22 protein-coding genes and 1 pseudogene are annotated in these 21360 nt (G+C 69.1%); 12 read left to right on the top strand and 11 right to left on the bottom strand.

From position 1 onward, the window contains the following. Nucleotides 1–55: 55 nt before the first annotated feature. Nucleotides 56–208: a hypothetical protein gene (locus ACZ516_RS11125; protein WP_469009745.1), complete on the bottom strand. Its 153-nt coding sequence runs from the start codon at nucleotides 206–208 to the stop codon at nucleotides 56–58. Between the two features lie 223 nt (nucleotides 209–431). Continuing rightward, nucleotides 432–1289 (bottom strand): glycoside hydrolase family 16 protein, encoded by an 858-nt coding sequence (locus tag ACZ516_RS11120; protein WP_469009743.1) that lies wholly within the window; start codon nucleotides 1287–1289, stop codon nucleotides 432–434. A 330-nt stretch (nucleotides 1290–1619) separates the two neighbouring features. On the opposite strand from ACZ516_RS11120, the gene ACZ516_RS11115 reads away from it, so the two are divergent. Continuing rightward, complete coding sequence (locus ACZ516_RS11115) at nucleotides 1620–2219, top strand: hypothetical protein (protein ID WP_469009741.1); 600 nt, start codon at nucleotides 1620–1622, stop codon at nucleotides 2217–2219. Between the two features lie 195 nt (nucleotides 2220–2414). Here ACZ516_RS11115 and ACZ516_RS11110 read toward each other — a convergent pair whose 3' ends face one another. Then, complete coding sequence (locus tag ACZ516_RS11110) at nucleotides 2415–2720, bottom strand: hypothetical protein (RefSeq protein ID WP_469009740.1); 306 nt, start codon at nucleotides 2718–2720, stop codon at nucleotides 2415–2417. Between the two features lie 248 nt (nucleotides 2721–2968). Between ACZ516_RS11110 and ACZ516_RS11105 the strand changes: the two genes are divergently transcribed. After that, nucleotides 2969–4867, top strand: a complete 1899-nt coding sequence (locus ACZ516_RS11105; RefSeq protein WP_469009739.1) for an endonuclease/exonuclease/phosphatase family protein — start codon at nucleotides 2969–2971, stop codon at nucleotides 4865–4867. Nucleotides 4868–4998: 131 nt separating this feature from the next. Here the strand turns inward: ACZ516_RS11105 and ACZ516_RS11100 are convergent, their stop codons facing one another. Continuing rightward, a complete protein-coding gene (locus ACZ516_RS11100; protein ID WP_469009737.1) occupies nucleotides 4999–5832 on the bottom strand; it encodes an alpha/beta fold hydrolase in 834 nt (277 codons plus the stop codon). A 62-nt stretch (nucleotides 5833–5894) separates the two neighbouring features. On the opposite strand from ACZ516_RS11100, the gene ACZ516_RS11095 reads away from it, so the two are divergent. Next, nucleotides 5895–6350 (top strand): MarR family winged helix-turn-helix transcriptional regulator, encoded by a 456-nt coding sequence (locus ACZ516_RS11095; RefSeq protein WP_469009736.1) that lies wholly within the window; start codon nucleotides 5895–5897, stop codon nucleotides 6348–6350. Between the two features lie 81 nt (nucleotides 6351–6431). Here ACZ516_RS11095 and ACZ516_RS11090 read toward each other — a convergent pair whose 3' ends face one another. The 3 genes from ACZ516_RS11090 to ACZ516_RS11080 form a co-directional block, all read right to left on the bottom strand. Then, nucleotides 6432–7397 carry a YihY/virulence factor BrkB family protein gene (locus ACZ516_RS11090; RefSeq protein WP_361085448.1) on the bottom strand — a complete coding sequence of 322 codons (966 nt, stop codon included), beginning with the start codon at nucleotides 7395–7397 and terminating at the stop codon, nucleotides 6432–6434. Between the two features lie 202 nt (nucleotides 7398–7599). After that, nucleotides 7600–7866, bottom strand: a complete 267-nt coding sequence (locus ACZ516_RS11085; protein ID WP_358585926.1) for a hypothetical protein — start codon at nucleotides 7864–7866, stop codon at nucleotides 7600–7602. A 163-nt stretch (nucleotides 7867–8029) separates the two neighbouring features. After that, nucleotides 8030–8626 (bottom strand): NAD(P)H-dependent oxidoreductase, encoded by a 597-nt coding sequence (locus ACZ516_RS11080; protein ID WP_469009735.1) that lies wholly within the window; start codon nucleotides 8624–8626, stop codon nucleotides 8030–8032. A 405-nt stretch (nucleotides 8627–9031) separates the two neighbouring features. Between ACZ516_RS11080 and ACZ516_RS11075 the strand changes: the two are divergent. Both ACZ516_RS11075 and ACZ516_RS11070 read left to right on the top strand, forming a co-directional pair. Continuing rightward, a pseudogene (locus ACZ516_RS11075) lies at nucleotides 9032–9109 on the top strand (VCBS repeat-containing protein); the annotation flags it as partial. 226 nt (nucleotides 9110–9335) lie between these two features. Continuing rightward, entirely contained in the window at nucleotides 9336–10202 is an 867-nt protein-coding gene (locus ACZ516_RS11070; RefSeq protein ID WP_469009734.1) for an RICIN domain-containing protein, read from the top strand. A 126-nt stretch (nucleotides 10203–10328) separates the two neighbouring features. Here ACZ516_RS11070 and ACZ516_RS11065 read toward each other — a convergent pair whose 3' ends face one another. Continuing rightward, nucleotides 10329–11885 carry a glycosyl hydrolase family 18 protein gene (locus ACZ516_RS11065; RefSeq protein WP_361085454.1) on the bottom strand — a complete coding sequence of 519 codons (1557 nt, stop codon included), beginning with the start codon at nucleotides 11883–11885 and terminating at the stop codon, nucleotides 10329–10331. Nucleotides 11886–12228: 343 nt separating this feature from the next. Here ACZ516_RS11065 and ACZ516_RS11060 point away from each other — a divergent pair, with 343 nt between their 5' ends. The 3 genes from ACZ516_RS11060 (at nucleotide 12229) to ACZ516_RS11050 (ending at nucleotide 16043) form a co-directional block, all read left to right on the top strand. Continuing rightward, the gene (locus tag ACZ516_RS11060) at nucleotides 12229–15084 is read left to right on the top strand and encodes an ABC transporter substrate-binding protein (RefSeq protein WP_469009732.1); all 2856 of its coding nucleotides are present in this window, start codon (nucleotides 12229–12231) and stop codon (nucleotides 15082–15084) included. Nucleotides 15085–15157: 73 nt separating this feature from the next. After that, on the top strand, nucleotides 15158–15667 hold the full coding sequence (locus ACZ516_RS11055; protein WP_469009731.1) for a hypothetical protein: 510 nt from the start codon (nucleotides 15158–15160) through the stop codon (nucleotides 15665–15667). Further along, entirely contained in the window at nucleotides 15624–16043 is a 420-nt protein-coding gene (locus ACZ516_RS11050; RefSeq protein WP_469009729.1) for a hypothetical protein, read from the top strand. Before ACZ516_RS11055 ends, ACZ516_RS11050 begins: the two co-directional genes overlap by 44 nt. 547 nt (nucleotides 16044–16590) lie before the next feature. On the opposite strand, the gene ACZ516_RS11045 is transcribed toward ACZ516_RS11050, so the two are convergent. The 3 genes from ACZ516_RS11045 to ACZ516_RS11035 form a co-directional block, all read right to left on the bottom strand. Next, the gene (locus ACZ516_RS11045) at nucleotides 16591–16779 is read right to left on the bottom strand and encodes a hypothetical protein (protein WP_469009728.1); all 189 of its coding nucleotides are present in this window, start codon (nucleotides 16777–16779) and stop codon (nucleotides 16591–16593) included. A gap of 449 nt (nucleotides 16780–17228) precedes the next feature. Further along, nucleotides 17229–17516, bottom strand: a complete 288-nt coding sequence (locus tag ACZ516_RS11040) for a DUF6233 domain-containing protein (protein WP_469010450.1) — start codon at nucleotides 17514–17516, stop codon at nucleotides 17229–17231. A gap of 90 nt (nucleotides 17517–17606) precedes the next feature. Next, the gene (locus ACZ516_RS11035; RefSeq protein WP_469009727.1) at nucleotides 17607–17999 is read right to left on the bottom strand and encodes an SH3 domain-containing protein; all 393 of its coding nucleotides are present in this window, start codon (nucleotides 17997–17999) and stop codon (nucleotides 17607–17609) included. A gap of 339 nt (nucleotides 18000–18338) precedes the next feature. On the opposite strand from ACZ516_RS11035, the gene ACZ516_RS11030 reads away from it, so the two are divergent. The 4 genes from ACZ516_RS11030 to ACZ516_RS11015 all read left to right on the top strand — a co-directional run bounded on the left by ACZ516_RS11030 (nucleotide 18339) and on the right by ACZ516_RS11015 (nucleotide 20708). Next, nucleotides 18339–18671, top strand: coding sequence for a hypothetical protein (locus ACZ516_RS11030; protein ID WP_469009726.1), 333 nt, complete (start codon nucleotides 18339–18341; stop codon nucleotides 18669–18671). A gap of 351 nt (nucleotides 18672–19022) precedes the next feature. Further along, a complete protein-coding gene (locus ACZ516_RS11025; protein ID WP_469009725.1) occupies nucleotides 19023–19685 on the top strand; it encodes a ribonuclease FAU-1 family protein in 663 nt (220 codons plus the stop codon). Between the two features lie 166 nt (nucleotides 19686–19851). Beyond that, a complete protein-coding gene (locus ACZ516_RS11020) occupies nucleotides 19852–20067 on the top strand; it encodes a hypothetical protein (protein ID WP_469009724.1) in 216 nt (71 codons plus the stop codon). A 38-nt stretch (nucleotides 20068–20105) separates the two neighbouring features. After that, nucleotides 20106–20708, top strand: a complete 603-nt coding sequence (locus ACZ516_RS11015; RefSeq protein ID WP_469009723.1) for a GNAT family N-acetyltransferase — start codon at nucleotides 20106–20108, stop codon at nucleotides 20706–20708. Nucleotides 20709–21360: the final 652 nt, after the last annotated feature.

Genomic DNA, 21360 nt, shown 5'->3' with positions numbered 1-21360 from the left:
TGCCGTCGATCAACGGCTTGTAGGGATCGACCCTCGACTCCCAGCGCCGCTGCTTCTACCGAGGCTCCGGCCACTGCCCGTCCAGAGCCCGCCGGACGGTCCACCACGTCGCGTTGTGCGTGTGCTGAAGCGCCCGCAGCGACATGCCCATCTGGTGATCCCGGCGAATCGCCGCGTACGACTTGACCTTGGACTGCGAGCTACCCATGAGGCTCCCAGCGGGAGAAGCACACCTCACAGTCCCACCGCAAGCCCCCAAGCGACGTCAAAGCAAACTGACATCGCAAACTCGGTCAGATGGTGACTCCCACCGTCACTTCGAAACGGCTCCCGTAGTCACGTACATAACCAGGAGGCTGAGGATCGCGTCGGCGTCACTTCCATCGCAGTGCAGCCGAGCCTGCGAGCTGCGCCGGATACTGGGCCGAGGGTTACCCCTTGCCCTCGCCGTAGAAGCGTACGTAGTCGACCGTCATCCTCGCGGGCGACGGCGTGGAGGCATCGGGAGGGCCGGGCCAGTCGCCTCCGACGGCGACGTTGAGCAGCAGGTGCATGTCTTGCTCGAAGACCCAGTCGCGCTTCGCGGGCAGCTTCGACGGGGTCAAGGTGAAGTACGGCTTGCCGTCCACGGACCAGGTGATGCGATGCGGTCGCTTCTCGATGGCGTAGGTGTGGAACGCCTGCGACGCGTCGGCGGGGAGCGTGGTGGAGCCGCCGATGCCCTTCTCGTTGTAGTACGTCGGCCCGTGCGCGGTGCCGTACACCGTCCGCGGTTCACCGCCGACCACCTCGCAGATGTCGATCTCACCCTGTCCAGGCCACTCGACTCCGTTGTCACCCAACATCCAGAGTGCCGGCAGCAGTCCCGTGCCGGTGGGTATCTTCGCGCGGATCTCCACGCGCCCCCGGGTGAGGGCCACCTTTCCCTCCGTCGTCAGCCGGGCCGAGGTCCATGGACAGTGCTTTCGCGTGTGGCAGGGGAGCTTCGCCCCGGCGGGGGAGGGCCGCGCAGAGATCACGAGGTGCCCCGAGCCGTCGAGTGCGGAGTTGGCCGCGTCGTCGGTGTAGTACTGCAACTCGTTGTTGCCCCACCCCTCGGCGTCCCGGTTCCCGATCTCGGTGTTCCAGAACTTCTCCGAGGGCCGGACGCCTGCGGCCCCATCGAACTCGGCCCGCCAGAACGGCTTGTCCCCGGAGGAGGGGGCGCCCACGCCCACCGGGGCGGAGCCGCATCCGGACAGCAACCCGCCCAGCGCCAACAGAAGGGCCAGACGGGTACGTCGGTTCATCGCGCTGCTCCTGAAAGATCGTGCGTACTGCACGAACCTTACAAAGCGCCATCTCCGGCGCCGGAGGGCGGCGGCCCGGACCGCGCCCACGTCGTCGGCTCGATGTGACACCGTCGCACCGGACGCAGTGTTCGAGGGCGAAGACACCCAACCGGACGGCGCACGCCATGGTGCGCAGGGCTTCGTTCACGTTCAGCGGCAGCGTTCGTTGATGAGTTTCAACAACAGTTGGCGACCAGTGCGCTCGCAGATGCCCATGGGAACTCGCCTCCCGGTCCCCAGACCAGCTCATGCTGGGGCATGCTCCCCATATGAGGGAGGGCATCCAGCATGGATCTAGGCAACCTCGTGGCGATCATCGCCCTTGGCGGCATCCCCGTTACCGCTTTGGTGGGCCACTGGCAGAAGCGGGCTGTGCTGGCACAGGCCGAGGCTGCACACAGAACGGCGATGGCACAAGCAGAAGCCGCCCATCGAACTGCGATGGAGGTCGCGGAAAAAACCCACCAAAGCGCCTTAGAAGTTCTGCGCCGCCAGAACCGAGCGGAGACGGAACGCCGAAAACGTGAAGAACGGCACGCCAGGTATATGGGCATGCAGAATGCGTTATCGGAGATGCGGGAGGCTGTGTTCGCTGAACCGTTCGACCACTTGCAGGTCCGAGCAGCCGGAAGCCATGTGCATCGGACGGAACACGCACTCGCCATTCATGCGGTAAGTGAAAGGGTCGCAACCCTGGCTCGCAGCGTTACGTACGTGGCCTTGGGCATCATCTGGCCCCGGCACGCACGCTCTTCGATCAGCGCGGCGGATGCTCCACGCTACTGGGCTGAGGTGGTGGCGCCGCTTCGGCGTGAACTCGATGAGGCGATCAGAGACGAGCTGGAGGCGGAAGTGGAAACGGAGAATCACACTCCGGACACCCGCTAGAAGCCTGTCTTCGCCCCCTGCGAAGCGGCGGGGGTTCAAAGACGGCCTCAAGTCAGGCTTCGCTGGCGGGGCAGGGCCACTGGGCTTCTCCCTCACGTCGGTCGCTATCGCTGGTAAGTCGGCTTCGGAGCAGTGGGTCATCGGGGCACCGACGGCAGATGTCTGGTGTCCGGCGGAAGGCGGGCCAGCCGCCACTCATACAGGGACGTGCCTGTTGCCGACGGCTGTCCGGAAACCGTCGCGAGGGCCGTACCGACGGGCGCTCGTCCCCTGCATGGGCGGCTTTGCGGGCCTCTCCAGGGCGACCGCGTCGGCGGTGAGGTGCCGGTTCAGCAGCAGGACGTCGACCCACGCCCTGCTGTCGTCCCGCTCGCCGTGAACCTTGCGGGCTACGCCCGCGGCATGGAGATGTACGCCCACATCCACTCTGCCTTCGGCTTCCGTCTCGGCCGGCACTTCGGTGGCCGCTTCGGCATCGAGGTCGTGTGACTCGGCTTCCATGCCGGGGCACCCCCCCCGCCCCGCCACCCGTACCGCCCCTGCTCCAGAGGGGCCGGCCACCTGAAGACCTTGCCACCGGCGTCCCATTCCGACGTTCCAGGGCTGCCACAACGTCGCCGGTCAGCGCCTGGTCCGGCGTTCCAGCGTCCCCGATCGCCCGATTCCGCTGGCCGGCGGGACGGAGCGCCCTCAAGACTCTGGGCGTTTCCGAACTCTGAACGGAGAGACGCATCATGCGGTTATCACCGGTGCCACGAACGAGCACCACATCCCGATCAGGCCCGCGCAGCTCACGGTGGGCAGCGTTCCTCACCGCGCTGCTGGCCGTCGGCCTGCTCGTCGGCGTCGTACCCGGGCCGGGCGGTCAGGCGGCACGGGCGGACGGGAAGCCGGCGGGAATGCCGCGGCAGGCCGCCGACAGGGCCCCGTCGTTCGCCACGTACAACATGGAGGGATCCAACCGCGGGCAGCGCTGGACCGGTGAAGCCGGCCCGTTGACGGAGCAGCACGAAGTCCTCGCCCTCCAGGAGGTCGGCAGCGGCCCGCCCACCGACGCGCACGGCACCCAGCCCGAGTCCATCCCCATCCCCATGGACGTGACGCGTCCCGCCGGCCTGCCGCGCTCGGTCAACCACTCGCGGTGGCAGTACGGTCGGTCGACCGGTGACGGTGGCCGGCCACCGCGCCACGTGTACTACCTGCAGACCGACCCGCAGCACAGCAGCACGACAGGGCGGGACGCGTGGATAGGCGGCCGGGTCAACCTCGCGATCGTCACCGCCGAACAGGCCGACGAAATCCGCGTCATCGAGAACCCGATGTACAACCCGAGCGAGACCAACAACGCGTACCGCTTCCGCCGGGCCCTGGGCGTGCGGATCGGCAACACCGTCTACTACAACGTGCACGCGCGCGGCGCGGACGTCGGCGGACTGCTCCGGGGCATCCGCGACGCGACCCGGCCCGGTGAGCGGTGGGTCATGCTCGGCGACTTCAATCTCGACATCCGCCACCGCAGTGACGAGCAGGCCCGGAACCAAAGTCTCCACCTGCGCGCCGGCGAACAGCTGGTACGGCCGAACAGGGCCACGCACCAGAACGGCGGCGAGCTGGACTACGCGATCACCTACGGCATGCCCCGGTACACCGCGGGTATCCCCTCGGGGCGCGGCGCGGACCACTACCCGGTGCAGTTCGCACCGCACCCCGCTCCCGTGACGCCCGCACCCGCCCGCGCGACCCACACCTTCTCCTCCGCCTTCGAGAACGCCCGGACCGGGTGGGTCATGAGCGTGACGAACGACGGCCGTGTGATCAGCGGCAGCGACCGGTTCGACGACCGGCAGCGGTTCCGCATGGGAACCGTCGAGGGACACTGGTACCGCTTCAACTACGGTGACAGCCCGCCCGGCGCCTCCGCCGCCCGTGGCGTCCTCGCAGACCGGGCGGCGAGGCCCCGGGGGTGCCCCGGTCTCAACCCGTGGCTGCCGCTGCAGGTCCTGCTTCTGCCGTGCGAGTCGAAGTACGCCCAGTGGCAGCCCGAGTCCCCCGAGGAGCGGGACGGCACGCTGATCTGGCGCAACTCCGCCCGCCCGGAACTGTGTCTGACCGGTACGCCGATGCTGGAACGCGTCCTGGCCCTCCCGTGCGACGGCAGCCAGGCCCAGCGGTGGTGGGACAACTCCCGCGCCGTGGAGGAGAAGACCTGGGGGCCCGGGGAGAGCAAAACCCGGCTGCGCGCGTCGAGCGGCCTCTACCTCTCCACCCGTGACGGGGGCAAGAGCGACGAGACCGAGCTGACCACCTACAGCCACGGGGACACCTCGCGCTGGGACATCGAGTACGCCGGTCCCGGTGACAACATCGCGCGGATCAAGGGGATCGACAGCGGCAAATGCGTCGACGTCCTGGACAGCGACGATTCCGGTATCGGCACCACTTCCGTACTTGGCGACTGCGGTACCGGCAAGAGCCGGAACGACGGTACGGGCCGCCGCTGGCTGGTGGAGACCTACGTCGACGGCTCCGTCCGCCTGCGCAACGAAGCCAACCACCTGTGCCTCGTGGCTCCGCTGAGGGAGACGGAGGACGTGACGGTCGACGAATGCGGCCCCGAAGCGCGTCAACGCTGGACGATCGCACCGTGATGCCGTAGCGGCGAAGGATCCGTAGTCACGACACAGGTCAGAGCCCGGCTGTGGTCGGGTGGCGGCGTGGCGGGTCGCCGGGCGGCGGTTCTTCGAGCCCGGCGGCCCGCCTGGACCGGCGTTTGGCCTTGTCAGTCCAGGAAAGCGAGCAGCCGCTCGTTCAGGTGCTTCGGCTCGGTGAGCGGCAGGGAGTGATGGGTCGCCCGGGGGAGTACTGCCACCTCGCCCTCGGAGAGCATCCGGCGGGCCCGGTCGGCGACCTTGGCAGCGTGGTGGGCCCGGCTGTGCTCCGCGAGCAGGACCAGGACCGGCATGGAGAGGTCGGTGGTCCGAGGCCGGGCGCCGGTGACCAGCTTCCGGCCGGGCACGGTGGTGGCCAGCGCGTAGAGGCGCTGCCAGGCCTCGTCCGGGTGTGTGCCTGCCGTCTCCCAGGCCAGGAAGGCGCGGGCGCGGGCCTCGCTCGGACGGATCAGGGTGGGCAGTGCGCGCAGCAGGTAGCCGAGGCGGAATCCGGTGAAGACCTGGGTGGGGTCCACCAGGACGAGGTGATCCACCCGCCGCGGTGCGTGCAGTGCGTACCGGGCGGCCAGCCAGGCACCGTACGAGTGACCGCACAGGTGTGTGCGGGCGAGCCCGAGGCCGTCCAGCAGCGCGTCCAGCCAGAGGGTCAGATCGTGGGCGCTCTTCAGCGGTGTGCCCCGGCGTTCGGTGCGACCGGCGTCGCCCAGCAGATCCACCGCGTGAACCCGGTATCGCTCACCCAGGGCCGGCGCGTTGGCGAACCAGGCGAGACCGGTGGCGGAGCCGCCGGGCAACAGCACCAGTGGGCTGCCGTCCACCCGGCCGTACACATGGACCCGGGTGCGCCCGTACGGCGTGGGGATATCGCGCTCCTGTGTGGACTCGGGCCAACGGGCGCGAAGTTCGTCGTAGGCAAGGTCGAAGGCGGGCAGGGACACGGGCATTCCTCTCGCCGGGCGATATTCTCGTTCAGCGAGATATTACGAGTTCGATTCGAGGAGGGCGCATGGGCGATCAGAGCCCGGCGATGGGATTGGTTCATCTGCTGCGCGCGGTCACCGTGGAGTTCGACCTGCTCGGTGCCGAGTTCGCCGCACGGCACCAGCTGCATCCCACCGATGTGCGGGCGCTGATCCACCTGCTGGACGCGGCACGCACCGGTACGCGGGCCACGCCCGGGTGGCTCGGCGAGCAACTGCGACTGAACTCCGCCGGGACCACTGCCCTGGTAGACCGGCTGGAGCGGCTCGGACTGGTCCGGCGCAGCAGGGACACGGCGGACCGGCGACGCGTGCTGCTGGAGGTGCGGGAGAAGGCCACGGAGCTCGGATGGGCCTTCTTCGGACCGGTGATCCACGAGGTGGTGGCGGTCGCGGAGGATTTCGAGGCGGGCGAGTTGGAGACGGTACGTCGCTTTCTGACCGCGGTACTGGAGTCCGCAGGGCGGGCAGGTTCGGACTGAAGGGTTTCGGCGTAACCAGTACGTCCGTGCAAGCGAGGGCCGAGGATGTCCCCTAGGGCCATCGAGGGTCCGGCCAGTGGGTCAGGGCCCGGAACCGGGATCTGGATGCACGGGCCTGGTGATGCCGGCTCGTACCGCCTCCAGTTGGGCCGCGAAGGCCACACCCAAGAAGAGCGCGACGCCGGCCAGGTTGGCCCAGAGAAACAGGGCCATCAGGGCGGTCAGCGGCCCGTACAACGAACCGAAGGACCCGCTGTGCCCCACGTAGAGGGCCAACAGCCAGGTGGTCGTGATCCACAGGACGAGCTGTACGGCGGACCCGAACGCCAGCCAGGTGTAACCGGGTTGGTCGCGCCGGGGCGCCCACCGCAGGACGACAGTCGACGCGATGCAGGCGAGCGCCACGCCCACCGGGACCTTCCCCCAGTCCCACCAGCTCAGCCACGCCCCGGGCCAGTCGAACACCTCCGCCAGCGCCTTGCCCACCGCCCCGCCGGCCACCGTCACGAGAAAGCCGAGCACCAGCGGCCCGCCCGCGCCGACCGTCAGCAGCAGGCTGCGACCGTACTTCTCCAGGAAGGGCCGGTCGCGTTCGATCCCGTAAATGCGGTTGCACCCCCGCTCGACCTGGCCCATGGCCGATGCGAGGTTCAGGAGGGCGAAGGCGAGGCCCAGCCACATGGCCACGGTACCCGCCGTGCCGGCACCGGCATGCGAGCGGGTGGCCACCAAGCCCTCGCGCACGAGCTCGTGGCTGGCCGCCGGAACGATCTCGCCCAAGGTCAGTTCGATCAGCCGTCCGACGCTTTGGGTGTGGACGGCCGCAGAGACGCCGACCAGGGCGATGGCGAGCGGCACCATTCCGATGACCAGCTGGAAGGCGAGGGCCCGCGCGAAGCTGAACCCGTCCGCGTAGCGGAAGCGCAGGAACGCGTCGGTCACCAGCCGGCGTCCCCCGTAGCGGCGCAGGGCGCTCCAGGCTTCGTCGCCGGACAACTCGTCACCGATCATGTCTCTCGTCTGCGGTACCCGCACCACTGTTCCCATGCAGGAGATGTGCTCCGCCGGCCGGTTTCCATGCGGCCGGGGAGCCATCGTGTGCAGGGGACTGCGCTGCGGTTCTCCGCAGCGCTAACCGATGTCATCACCGACCCCGACACCGGCACCGATATCGACCGTGGAGGTCACCTCCGCGACGGAGCTTCGCTGCGCGGACACGCACCCCCCACGACGACCCAAACGAAACCGTCTAACTGGCGACGATGGCACCGAGGATCATTCCGCCGATCAGGCCGACGGCACCGACTATCAGGGCGATGGTGGAGAGCCGTTCGTGTCGAACGAATTTGGCGATGACGGCCAGGATCAGCCCGCCCAGCCCGAACACGATTGGCAGGAAGAGAAAACCGATCGCGCCCAGCACGATCGCGATAATGCTGAGAACGTTCTCGCTGGCACCGCTCTTGGCCGGGGTGTGGTGCTGCCCGACGGGCTGGTTGCCGTACGGCGTAGTCATCTCTCGCTCCTTCGAATCGGTCGCTCCTGGATCCGACCCCAAGCTGATCGGCCTCCTAGCGTCCGGTTGCCCCGAAATCCCGTCCACAGACGTTGAGTTGGCTACGCAGCTGCCCACTGCGCCCGGCTCGGCACAGGCGCACGTGCAGAGCACCCCGTGCGTGTCAGGCCAGCAGTGCAGCGGCGTGGCAACGTGCCTGGTGCAACCAGGAAGCGCGGGTCTCATCGGAAGAGTCGGCGAGCGTTCGGAAGACGAACCGGCGAACGTCGGCAACTCCTGCGTAAGGCAGGATGCATGACGTCCAGATCCTTTGCAGCGGGTCTCCGAACTCGGCCTCTTCGCGGTCGGCCGGGGTATCCGAGGTGTTCAGGACGAGGGCTCGGCCCGCTCTCAGCAGCCCTTCGGGCTCCCCCTCTGGAGTTCCCAGTTTGTAGGCAACGCCGGGCGCGAGGACACGCTGCACCCATCCTGCGAGGACAGCGGGTGGCATGCCCCACCAATTCGGGTGCACGAACACCAAGGCATCAAGCGTGGCCACCTCCGCCCGATGAAGAGCCACCTGCGCATCGTGAGTGTGGGTGGCGGACCGGACCGTATCCGTCTCGTCGGCAGTCAACTCAGGTGCGAACTTCTCGGCGTAGAGGTCATGCGCGAGAACCTCACATCCGAGGTCGCGCAGGTGTTGCACAACGGTGTTGTACACGGCGTGGTTGAAACTGCCAGGCCGTGGGTGCGCGAGGTAGACCCCAATACGCGGCATCCGTCCCCCAAAGAACATCGGTGTCGTCAATTCCGAGCGGGGGGTTGCAGACGCTCCCGCTCGGCTGATCATCATGGCCGGTGAGGACTGCTCATGGAACCGGTTGACAAGATCCGCGCGAAACACATTCAGGTAGAAATCGACTGCGGGCGTGCCGGCGCGTGTTCCTCCCCAGCTGGAGCTCCTCCGCGCCGCGTACTACCACCCCGGTATTCCGGGGCCCGGTCGCCGCGATCACCTGCGTTCGAAGCCCGCTCTCCGGAACGATGGCTTCGGAGGAGACTTCGAGGGCGCGCAGGACCGCGTCGACGGCCCCTCGCTGACACGGGTACAAGCTGGTCACGCCTACCCCCACGCCCTACGCCACTCAAGCGGCGCTTACCCTAGCCGCGGTATCAGCGCGTACGGGTCGACATCGTCGGCTTCGGCGGCCCGGGCGTCTACGTGGCCCGCAACCTCTTCCGCCACTTCAGAACCCGGTAGTCCCCGGGGCGGTCAGCCCCGGTGCGCAGCCGGGCCTGCCCCGACGCGCGCCGGTCCAACGCACGTCGCCGGACGGACGCACGCCGGACGGACGCACGCCGGACGGGCGCGCACCCGACCGACGCACGCCCGTCCGGCGACCGCCGACACCCAGACCTTCCGTGACTTCTTGAGATCAGCCGGGACCGCCTGCCCCAGGCGGTCGTCCAGCGGTGAAGGGACGACGATGAGCACCCCCCAGAAGGCAGCCAACGACGACGAGCGGTCCGACCCGCCCATCAGCACGATCGCGGGCACCGGGGCCGCGGGCTTCGCGGGGGAGAACGAGCCCGCCCTGACGGCTCAGTTGCAACCACAATTGAACAAGCCGTACGGGATCGCGATCGACAGCACCGGCATCCTCTACATCTCCGAGTACGCCAACCACCGCGTCCGCAAGGTCACGGCGGACGGAACGATCAGCACGGTCGCCGGGAAGGGGACCGCGGGCTTCGGCGGTGACGGCGGTCCAGCCACCGCAGCCCAGTTGAACGCGCCGTTCGGGCTCGCGGTGGACTGCGTCGACGCCCTCTACATCGCCGACCACATCGACCACCGGCTGCGCAAGATCGCGTCGACGAAGATGGCCGGGCTGCCCGATACAGGCACCATGGTCGCCTGGGCCAATGTCCGCAGCAGGCTGCGGATGGGGGTCCTGTGCGAGTCGACCAAGGACGGGGCCGAGGTCCACCAGACCCTGGTCGCCCCCGGGGACCACCAGCGGTGGCGCCTGGTCGCGGCGGGCCAGGACAACGGCGAAGTCCTGTACAGGATCGAGAACGTGCGAAGCGGCAAGGTCCTGGAAGTCGTCGAGGCGCAGGAGTCGGCCGGGGCGGTGGTCGCACAGCGCGCCCACGAGGGCGGCGGCGCGCGTCACCAGCAGTGGCGCCTGATCCCCATGGGACCGGCGACCGACACACCACGGGTGTTCGAGATCGCCAACGGCAACAGCGGGCTGCTGCTGCGGGTCGACACCAACGCCCGCACGGTGATCAAGCAGGCCGGCGCCGAAGGCGACCACCGGGGCCGGCAGTGGCAGCTGCACCCCGCGTGAGTCCCGTGGCTCACGGCCCGGTGCCGACACCGCTCAACCGCCGCTCCCTACCGGCCCCGAGGCAGCCGGCGGTGTGGAAGACCGCCGACTGCCGTCACGGTGGGCAACTGACTCCCGACGGACAGGTCAGCAGGCCCCGAGGTCCTGCCACACCCCCCACTCCCCGGTCGTCCCCGGCTCCTCGCCCGTCGTCCACCACTTGGCCTTCCAGGTGTGCCCCTGGTGCGAGACCTGCTGGCCGCCAGTGTAGACCGTCGACTTCGCCCACGGAGCGGCCGTGCACTGGGGGACACCGCCGGTGACGGTCAGGACATAAGGCGTGGAGTGCAGGGCCGACGAGCTGGTCCCGGTGATGTTCAGGGTGTACGTGCCCGAGACGGTGGCCGCCGTGGTCTTGACGGTCAGTGTGGAGGAGCCGCCCGTCGTCACAGAGGCGGGGCTGAGGGTGGCGGTGACGCCGGCCGGTGCGCCGCTGACGCTCAGGTTCACGCTCTTGGCCTGCCCCGCCGTCACCGCGGTCTTCACGGTGGAGGTGGTCGAACTTCCCGCCGTGACCGACCCGTTGGCAGGGGTCGCCGTCAGCGAGAAGTCGTCGGCCGGCGTGGTCGTACCACTGGTGAACGGCGCGAAGATGTGGGTGAAGTCCCAGGTGTCCTGGGGGATCGACGAGCAGCTGTCGTTGGCCGGGGCGCCTGGGCAACGCCCGTTGTCCCGTTGCAGGGCCCAGAAGGAGAGGGTGTTGATTCCCTTGGCGAGGGCCCAGTCGTAGACCTGGGTGGCGTTGGCGAGGGTGAAGGTCTCGGCCGGGCCGAAGTCGTCGACGCCGGGCATCTCGGTGACGCCGATCATGCCCCACAGTTGGGCGGGCGTCTTGGCGGGGTAGAGCTTGGCGAGCTGGTTGTACAGGCCCTGGGCCGCGGTCTCGGTGTCGTTGGCCATGTTGTGGGTGGCGTTGTCGTAGTAGTCGAAGGTCATGAGGTTCGCGACGTCGACCCGCGCGCCGTTGGTCACGGCATTCTTCAGGACGGCGAGACCGCTCGCCGCCAGGCCCTTGGTGGTCGTGGGGAGCGTGTACGAGAACTGGACCTGGCGGCCGTTCGCCGCCGCCCAGTCCTGGACGATCTTGATGGCCTTGTTCCTGCGGTCCACGCCCGCCGCGTTGTCCAGCGAGTCGACCTCGATGTCCATGTCGAGGCGGGAGACGTCGTACGTGGTGATGACCTTCTCGTAGACCGCCGCGATCTGGTTGACGTCCGTGCAGCTGTCGGCGATCTCGGTGCCGGTGGTGTCGGCCGTGTAGCCGCCGAAGGAGGGGATGACGTCGCCGCCCGCCCCCTGGATGGCCTTGATGTCGTTGCCGAAGGAGGACGCGGCGATGGGGGTGGAGGTGTCTCCGTTCCAGAGCGCGGTGCAGGACCCGGCCTTGGCGGTCTGGATGAACGCCATCGTCAGGTGCTTGGCCCCGGACTGGGCGGCCAGTGCGGCGGGGCTCTCGCCGGTCCAGGACTCGAAGTACGGGGCGAAGACGCGGGCGGGGAGCGGGGACGCGGCCTGCGCCGTACCGCCGGCTGTGCCGGCGTCGGCGGCCTGGGCCGTGCTCAGTCCGGTGGCGGTGAGGCCCGCCGCGGCCAGCGTGACGACGGCGGTGGTGAACAGGGCGCGGACGGAGCGTCTGCTTCTCATGGCGGTCCAAGGTGTGGGGGACGGGTGCCGGCCTCTCTGCGGTGCGGCGGCAGTGACTAGGGAATAGCCCCGCCGCCAGGGGCCGGTCAATGGCCTGGACCAATACAGGACTAGACCAATCTCGGCCCGGTCGCCCGCTCCGGCGGCCGCCCGCAGGCAGATGCGCGGCCGGTGAACTGGACCACTTCTCTACGGTTTTGCCATCCCGTGAGGGTACGGACACCCGCGACCGGACCGTCCCGGGCCCCCGCTACGACCACCGCGTGCCCAACACCGTTCTGCCGACGGTAGATTGAGGATCAACGACAGCGCGGGAAGTCCTGTCGCCGGGGGAGGCACGAGGATGCAGGGGACGGTCCTGGACGGCCGGTACACGCTCGTGGAGCGCATCGGCGCGGGCGGTATGGGCGAGGTGTGGCGGGCCGAGGACTCGCGGCTCCAGCGGCGCGTCGCCGTCAAGGTCCTCAGTACGCCGCGCGGAACGACGCAGGTCGAGGCGGAACGCTTCCTCGCCATGTTCGTGCGCGAGGCGCGGGCCGCCGCGGCCCTGGACAGTTCGTACATCGTGCCGGTCTTCGACCACGGGTCGGCGAGCGGCGTCCCCTATCTGGTGATGCCGCTGCTGTCCGGCCATACGGTACGGGAGCTGGTCCTGGACGCCGGTCCCCTCACGCCCCAGCGGGTCGCCGTCATCTCCGCGCAGGTCTGCCGGGCCCTCGCCACCGCGCACCGGGCGGGCATCGTCCACCGCGACATCAAGCCGGCGAACGTGATGGTGACGGACGAGGACACGGTCAAGGTCCTCGACTTCGGCATCGCCAAGTTCCTCGACGCCACCACCACGGCCGGATATCTGACGGGCACCGCCGACGCGCCCGTCGGCACCCTGCACTACATGGCCCCGGAGCGCTTCACGCGCGGTGCCGACGACGGCTCCTGCGACGTGTACTCGCTGGGCTGCATGGTGTACGAACTCCTCACCGGCGCACCGCCGTTCGACGCCGACTCCGCCGCCGCGCTGATGCACGGCCACGTGTACGAGACCCCGGACCGGCTCTCGGCGCGCCGCCCGGATCTCGCCCCCGAGTGGGACGACCTGCTCGGCCGGATGCTGGCCAAGGAGCCCGGCGACCGGCCGGACGCGCGGGAGGCCAGGGACGCCCTGCAAGCCCTGAGCGAAGCGGACCCGAGAGCCGCGGCCCCGCACCGGCCGGCCGCCCCCGGCTCCTACCCCCTCGCGCCGCCGCTGCCCCCGATGCCGCAGGCTCCACCGCCCGCGTCGGCCGTGGAGCCGTCCCCCGCACCCTGGGCCCCCGCCACCGGCCCGACTCCGTTCACCCACACACACCCCTCCCCGCCTTCGCCTGCGGACGGCCGCGTCCCACCCCCTGCCGGCTTCGGACCGCCCTCCGCCCCCGCCACCGGCAGATCGCGGGCCAAGGTGTGGGGCATGAGCGCCGTCGCGGTGCTGGCCGCCGGCGCGCTGGTGACGACCTTCACGCTCCTCGATCCGTTCGGGGACGACGAGAAGAGCGGCCGGAAGGAGAACCAGAGCCAGGGCGAGGGCGGATCCGGTGGCCGCGGGATCCGGGCCGACAAGGTGACCGAGGCCAAGACGCAAACCCTGAGCGTCGGCACGGCCGCCGACTCCAAGGGCCCCGCACCTGCCGTCGCCGGCGCCCGCAGAGGCGGCCGGGTCACCGTGCTCGAACCGGCGGAGTTCGCCTCGCTCGATCCCGCCCTGATGTGGCCCGGCGGCGCCGACGAACAGCTCGCACACCTCGTCTACCGCAGCCTCACCGCCTTGCGTACCGATGCCGAGGGCCGCGTCAAGGTCGTCGGTGACCTCGCCGAGGACGCCGGGCGGACGACGAACGGCCGCGACTGGACGTTCAAGCTCAAGAGCGGGCTCACCTACAACGACGGCAGACCCGTGCGCGCCGAGGACTTCCGGTACGCCATCGAGCGCACCTTCGCCTCCGACCTGGCCGGCGGCGACCGGACCCTGCGCACCTTCCTCTACGGACCCAAGGGGGCGGACGCCAAATCCGCGAGGAAGAGCGCGATCGAGACACCCGACGACCGCACGATCGTCTTCCACCTCGCCGGCGCCCACCGCGACCTCGACGTCATCCTCGCGGGCCCCTCGGGGACACCGCTGCCGGAGGGGACCACCGGCGGCCTCGGCGGCCTCAAGGCACTGCCGTCCACTGGCCCCTACCAAATCAGTGACCCCGTAGACCCCAAGAACCTCACCCTCACCCGCAACCCCGAGTGGCGCAAGGACACCGATCCGGTGCGCGGCGCCTACCCCGACGGCTACCGCATCCAGACCGGCCTGCGCGTCGAGGAGATCCGGCACCGCATCGGCGCGGCGCGCAAGGGCGAGGCGTTGATGACCTTCAGCGGCACCGACCAACCCGTCGGCATCCAGGGCCCGGCGGGCACCGCCGAGTCCGTCGAGGCAGCCACCTGGCACACCCAGTCCTACGTCATCAACACCGAGCGGGTGAAGAACCTCAAGGTGCGCAAGGCCATCGCCGCCGCCCTGCCCAGGGACCCGATCCTCAAGGCGAGCAGCGGGAAAGGGAAGCTGATCTCCCACTTCCTTCCGCCGGGGGTGCCCGGCTCGACCGGCTTCGACGGCGACGACCCGCGCAAGGACGGCGACCCGACCAAGGCCCGGCTGCTGCTCCAGGAGGCGGACGAGCTGGGCTACCGCCTGACCCTCGCCCACCCGGAGACCACCACCGACAAGCAGCGCGCGGAGGCCGCCGAGGAGGGGCTGAAAAGGGCCGGCTTCGAGGTGACGGTCAAACAGGTGCCGACTGCCTCCTTCTGGAGCGGCGCGGCGAGCGGCAAGTACGACATGTTCCGCATGGCCGTCGGCGGCGGCATGCCCACCGCCTCCAACTACCTGCCCGACTATTTCGACGGACGCAACACCACCGGGAAATCGAGCAACTACAGTCGGCTCGACGACAAGAAGGTGAACGCGGCGATCGACGCCGCGAACGCCGCGAACGATCTCAAAGAGGCGGGCGGGCGGTGGTCCGAGGTGAGCCGCCTGGTGATGGAGCAGGCCGCCACCATCCCGGTCTACGTACCGAAGCGGACCTATCTGTACTCGCCGGCGCTGCGCGGGCTGCGGGTCGACCTGAGCGGGCTCTCGCCGATCAACGCCTACGTACGAAAGTGAGCCCGACCGCTGCTCATGAACGCCATGGCCAAGATGTTCATCACGCAGGAACTTCTGGAGGGGGACAGCACACATGAGCCACAACCAGCCCGGCCCGTACGGCCAGCAGCCGCCGCAAGGCCAGCAGGGGTGGGGCCCGCCGCAACCTCCCGGCCCCTACGGACAGCAGCCCTCCTACGGTCAACAACCCGCCTACGAGGGCGCGCCAGGCGGCTTCCCGCCCCCGCCACAGACCCCCAAGAAGAAGACGGGCCTGATCGTCACCGGCGCGGTCCTCGCCCTCGCGGTGATCGCCGGCGGCGCCTACTTCCTGGTCGCCGACGACGGTGACGGAGACAGCGCGAACAACAGCGCCGTGTCCAAAAGCACCAAGGGCTACAGGCTCGTCGCCCCCGAGTCGGTCGACGACTACCGGAAGACGGGCCCCGGCACCACGTCCGGTGAGCTGACCGCCGAACAGAAGAGCAAGGCCGAGGACCTCGGGGTGAGCAACCCCCAAGGCGCCTCCGGCATTTACAACGCGCCCAGCACCGACCCCGATGACCGGCGGCAAACGCCTGACCTTCGACGGCCTCTACGGTGACATCGACAACCCCGCCGAGGCACTGGACAACTACTTCGCGGGCCTCGACGAGAAGAGCCCCAAGGGCGGCGCCAAGGTCAAAGGGATCCAGTTACGCCCCGTCGGAAGCCCCGAGACCGTGCGTCCCACCGGCTTCAAGGGCGCGCTGATGAAGTGCCAGGACGTGAAAGTCACCTTCGACAAGGGCGCCTCGCCCGCAGGGAGCGCGGCCAAGGAATACCAGTTCCCGGTCTGCGCCTGGTCCGACTACTCCACCCTCGGCGGCGCCAACGTCTTCGCCCTGGCACAGTCAATGACCGGCGGCAAGGCCGCCTCACAGAACGAGGTCGCCACCCTGACCGCCAAGCTCTACAAGACGGCCCGCCAGAAGACCTGACAGGCCCGGCTCGCCCGTCCAAACTGCGGCTGTGCAACAAGGTCCGCGAGTACGCAGGCGCAACCGCCGAGCGCGAGGAGCACCGCGACAAGGTGGTGGAGGCCGCCGGCGTCCTGGCCAATCAGCCGCGCATGTTCCGCGAGTTGAAGCGGGCCGTCATGGACTTGGGCATGTCCCGCACCCTCGCGGAGAGCCACGATCAACGGGTCCGGAAACTGGTCGGACCGCTCAGGTCGCTCAGGCAGCCCTGGCACAGGACGGCTTGTTGAAGGCAGGCGAAGGCGTCGCTGATCGAGCAGAGTGACAAGGCGGAAAGGAAGCCGAACTGGCTGCCGCGCAGCCATCCGGCCGAGGTGATCCGCGACCGAGCTCTGCTGCCCATGTGGTACGCGACCGTGCTGCCAGCGCACAAGACACAGAATCCGCCCTGCAACGCCGGGGTGCAAGAGAGGCGAAAGCCGCACCATGTGGCTTCGCCACATGCCCTCTGGCGGCAAGAACACGATCCGGCCCTCGAAGACCCCGGCGGCGTCCGCGCTGCAGGGGACTACTTGTCCCTCGGATTGGTGGGTGGGGTGGGCAGAGGTGGTGTCCAGCCGGGCGGGGCAGGCTCAACGAGTTCCAATTCCTCATCCAGGTACATCTCCCCGCCGGCCAGGGGAAAGTCCACCAGGAGTTCATCGGTGGCGATGCGCACCATGACCGTGCCGACCGGGTCTTCGGGGTGGTCGGTCACCTCGCGTGGCTTCACCTGGTCCCCGGGCGTGAAGCGCCGAGGAGTGGAGGAAGGTGTCAGTCGCTCTGTGCCAGACACGAGTCGCGTCCCTTCGGGCCCCGTTGCCCCTTGGTCCAGTAGGTGGTGACGATGCCCTTCTGGCCCATGTTGTGTCCGTGGAACTTCCAGATTGCTTGAGCGGACTGCCTACTGGAGTCGGCGCCAAAAGCCCTGTGAATCCCCCGTTTCCGGCAACTGTCCGTCCGCTCGGATAGGAATAAGTTTCGTGGTTGGTGCTGCTTGTTCCGAACGCTGGTGACAATACGTCGACGACCCCACCCGCCGAAGCAGGTTGGGCGAACGTCATCCCGAGACGGGCTGTTGCGAGTGTCACGGCAAGGGTATGTGGCAAGCATTTGAGCGGCCAGTGCCCCATGCCGTGCTAAGACCCCCCATGCTCGGCGCCCGCGTTACGAGGCGCTTTTTTTGTGTAGCCCCGGCTGCCATCGTTCAGCGCAAGGCGCGTCGCAGACACCCGTTCGAGGCCGGTAGATAAAGAACAGGCTCAGCATCGGCCTCAGCTTCTGCGCGCACCCGCACAGCGCGCACAGCCGGGTCCCCGGGTCCTCCGCGACGTTCAGCGCCTGCTCCACACCGAGCATCGGCGCGCCCGGCGGCTCTTCCTTGCAATCCGGCGCGCGCAGCAGCCTCCGGGCCGGGCCCGTCCCTCGTGGACCTTCGCCGTGCCAGCACCTCAGAAAATGCGAACTCAGGCGCTCGACAAATGCGGAGACCGGCCGGCGGCCTGTCGAAAGTTGGGGGAACGGTGTCCTCGGCGCGGGTCCCTGTCACTCACAGGGATAGCTGGTGATGCGGACGGTGTACGCCGAGGAGACCCAGCGGTTGGTGCCCACCTGACGGAAGCCGTTGGTGGTGGACGCCGATGCGAGGATCGTGGAGCCGTTGGCGTAAGACCCGACGACCGAGTAGCTGGTGCCGGGACCGCTACGGATCAGCAGACCGCCGCTGGCGTTGACCCTGTAATAGCACCGGGTGGCGAGCGAGCTGGCCGACGCGAGCTCCACGGCCGCGCCCGTCGTCCGGGCGGGTGCGGCGGCCTGGGCCGTGAGACCGCCACCGAGGAGCGTGGCGGCGGACAGGGCCGCCACGGCCGCCACGGCCGCCGTGCGAGCGACGGAGCGACGCGGTGAGATGGTGCGGCGTACTGCTGCGACCGTCATGGAATCGATTCCCCTTGCGTCATCGGTTCTGGGTGCGGAACACGTACGTAGGAGCAGGCCCGGGCCGCCGAGCGGTGTCACCTCTCAATGTCGGACACCAGAGCCGCTCACTACGTTAGCGCCACCAGGGCGAAGAGCCGCCTGGCACATGAGAACTCCCCAACCGGAATGGCGGACGTTGCCTGTTCTGGTTCCGGTTGGGGAGAAGGAAGTGCTGAAGGCTCTGGGGATCTTCCAGACAGCTACTACGGAAGACCTGTGGCGGGTGCTGCGCCCCGACTCGCACGACCGGTGCACGAGGGACACCCTTAACGCCCTCAAGGGCGAGGGGAGGCCTGAGTGGAGATGCGGCTGGAGGCGAACCAGCAGCTGTGGGTGCTCACCGAGCGAGGACACAAGGAAGCGGGGGAACTGCTTTTGGAGGTCGACCGCCTCAACGAGCTGACGGCGAAGCTGCGCCGCTACACCGACTGGTTCGAGCTCCTGGCGCCGAAGTCCGAACCGATCAAGGAGAAAGCGGGGCGGGCGGCCCAGCGGCAGGGTGCGGCGGTGCACGACTGCTGGCCGGGGTCCCGGATCTATCCGGCGACCGGCGAGAGGGGTACATACCGGTGGCGTTCGTGTTCACGGGGAAGACCGCCGCGCAGCCCGAGAGCCGGATGCGGTACCTAGAGTGGAGCGCCCGTCGCTACTTCGCTGCCCCCCCCGCACCCGTGGGCTCAGTTCACGGCCACCGACGACCACTAGGCGGTGCCCGTGGTCGTCACCGAGCTGGAGGGGATCACCGCCGCTCCGTCCGGGGCAGCGAGCAGGGTGTGGTGGCGGCTCGGTCGTGAGAAGTACCAGCCGCTGAGCGAAGCCCTAGACAAACCGGGGCCTGTTCGGGCGTCGCCGGTAGGCACGGCAGGACCCTGGGCAAGCCACTCTCGAATGGCGGCTTGCCCACCCCGGCCGGGATGGGCTGAGGTGGGCGAGCCGGGTCGGACATCACGGCCTCGGACCGGAGACCGGAGAGGGGACGCGGTGCGCGGATTCGAGACGGGCCAGACGGTCGTACGGCGCGATGTTCACCGCTCAGGCCGGATCTGGAGCGAGCAGGCATTGCGCGTCATCGAGGACACCGGCGAGGCGCTGGTGACCGCATGCGCACCCGGCGCCCAGGCCCGGTGGCCGGCCCTGTATGCGCAGGCCCGAGCGCAGGAGGACCGCTCGGTGCGCATGGAGGCGTTCGACGCGATGGCGACGGGGGAGTGGGAGCTGGAGGGCGCGGTGTGGCAGGAGACCGACTTGCTGCTGTGGAAGCCGCCCACGTCCTGGTTCAGCGTCAACGCCTTCTTCGTACCCGAAGGGGACGGGCGCCGCCTGCGGAACTGGTACGTCAACTTCGAGCACCCCACCCGCCGCACCGAGGCCGGGTTCGACACCCTCGACCTCACCGTGGACCTGGTCGCCGCGCCCGACCTCGCCCGCTGGGAGTGGAAGGACGAAGACGAGTACGCCCACGTACGGCGCCTCGGCATCGTCTCCGACACCGAGCACCGGGCCGTCGACGCCGCCCGCGGCGAAATCCTGGCGATGCTCACCCAACGCTCCGGCATCTTCGCGCAGGCGGACCGGTGGGCGGCCTGGCGGTGGGATCCGGCCTGGCCCGCGCCGCGCCTGCCGGTTGCCGCGACGCGACGCTAACGCAGTCGGTGCTCTACGTTCCCGCCCGCCCGCTCGGTCCCGCGACCGCCTCTCCATCCGGGCGACCACCCGCGGCCGGGCGGAAAGGACCACCACCGTGACTTTCATCGAGCCGGGCCTGTCCGTACGCAACGGCTTCGTCTAGGGACTGCTCGCCGACGCCGCGTTGTCCCGCGCGGCTCGCGCCGGGCAGCTTCTCGACGATCTGCAGGAGCGGGCGTCCCCGAAGACCGACGGCCAACTGCGCGACGGCGTGCACCAGGCGCTGTGCCGTTTCACCCACGAGCAGCTGCCCACGTGCCAGATCGACAGCATCACCGCGCTGATCGGCAGCGGTATACGCATCGACCGGTCCGCCTACGACCGTCTGCCCTGCGCCTGACGCCCGCAGCACGGGAGAGGCCGGACGGTCGGGCGGCAATGCGGCCCAAAACCCGGCGTACTGATGGCTCGGGAAGGCAAGATCAGCACATGGAGAACCGGCTAAGAACCTTGCCCTCTGCCCCTGTTCGGCTACAGGGGCAGGGAGTCCTGCTCCGAGAGTGGGATGAAGAAGACATACCTGCGTTGATTGAGATCTACGACGATCCAGAGATCGACCGCTGGACCCCCGTGCCCTCGCCGTTTGACTCGGATGCTGCCCGCGAGTACCTCAGGAAAGCTCGCGAAGGTCGAGCTGAAGGTCGTCGGATGCAGCTGGCTGTTACGACCGACGGTCTGGAGCCGAAGGGCGAACTGTTGCTCTTCCAGGACGAGCTGGATGACAGAGATATCGAGCTCGCCTACGGCATCGGAGCTCGATTCCGACGTCGAGGATTGGCCGCTGAAGCGGTCGTGGTCGCCACCGAATACGCCATTCGCCACCTGGGCGCCAGGCGAGTGCTCCTGCGTATTGACGTTGCCAACGTCCCGAGCGCCGCTGTCGCAGCATCATCCGGATTCCAGCTCACGGCGGACGAGTCCATCGAGCGAAAGTCGAAGGGGCGACGCGTGCTGCTGCGGACTTGGTGCCGTCACAGCTGAGGAGCCAGAATTGACACGTCCGAGGGCGAACGCGACGCTCCCGGGCTGGCTCTCGTACGGCAGGCCGCGGCCTTCCCCACGATGTCGACCAGGGCCTCGTGCCGGCGTAATGAGCGGCGTCGGTCAGCCCGGCCTCCAGGCGGCCCAGTCGGCGCAGGAAGGGTTCCATGTCGACCGGGCCGCCCTCACATCGTGACTAGCTCGATGGCCGATCGGCCGAGGCGCACGCGGCAGCGCTCGACCCGGCCTCCGAAACAGTCTCTGACGGGCCGCTGGGGTGGACCGCAGGGATGTTCCTGGGGCCGGGGTCCGTCGTCCCGCTGCCCGGGGCGTCACCGGCGAGCGCCCCGCGTTCTCGCCGGCGTGAGGGGCCGAGCCGTGCGTGCGTCCGGCACGCCCCGCGGTGGCCGCGAGCTGCCGATCCCGACCCCACGGGCTCGGCTTGGCTCGCGGCCGATGACGCCGAACGGGCCCTGTGCGTGACCGGCTGGCTCGGTAGTCGTTACAGCAGAGCATGATCAGGAAACTTCCTTGCGCTGTCCTTGCAGCCGGAGCGCTCCTTGCCGCAGCCCCCTGCGCACAGGCCGCCCCCGCCCCTCCCCCCACGCCTGCTGTTGACGGCCTCGGCCTCCCTGTCCTGGGAAACGTCCTT

The sequence above is a fragment of the Streptomyces sp. NPDC034037 genome (assembly GCF_055575715.1).
Note: the sequence above shows the minus strand (reverse complement) of the source record. Positions and strands in the feature narration are given on the sequence as shown.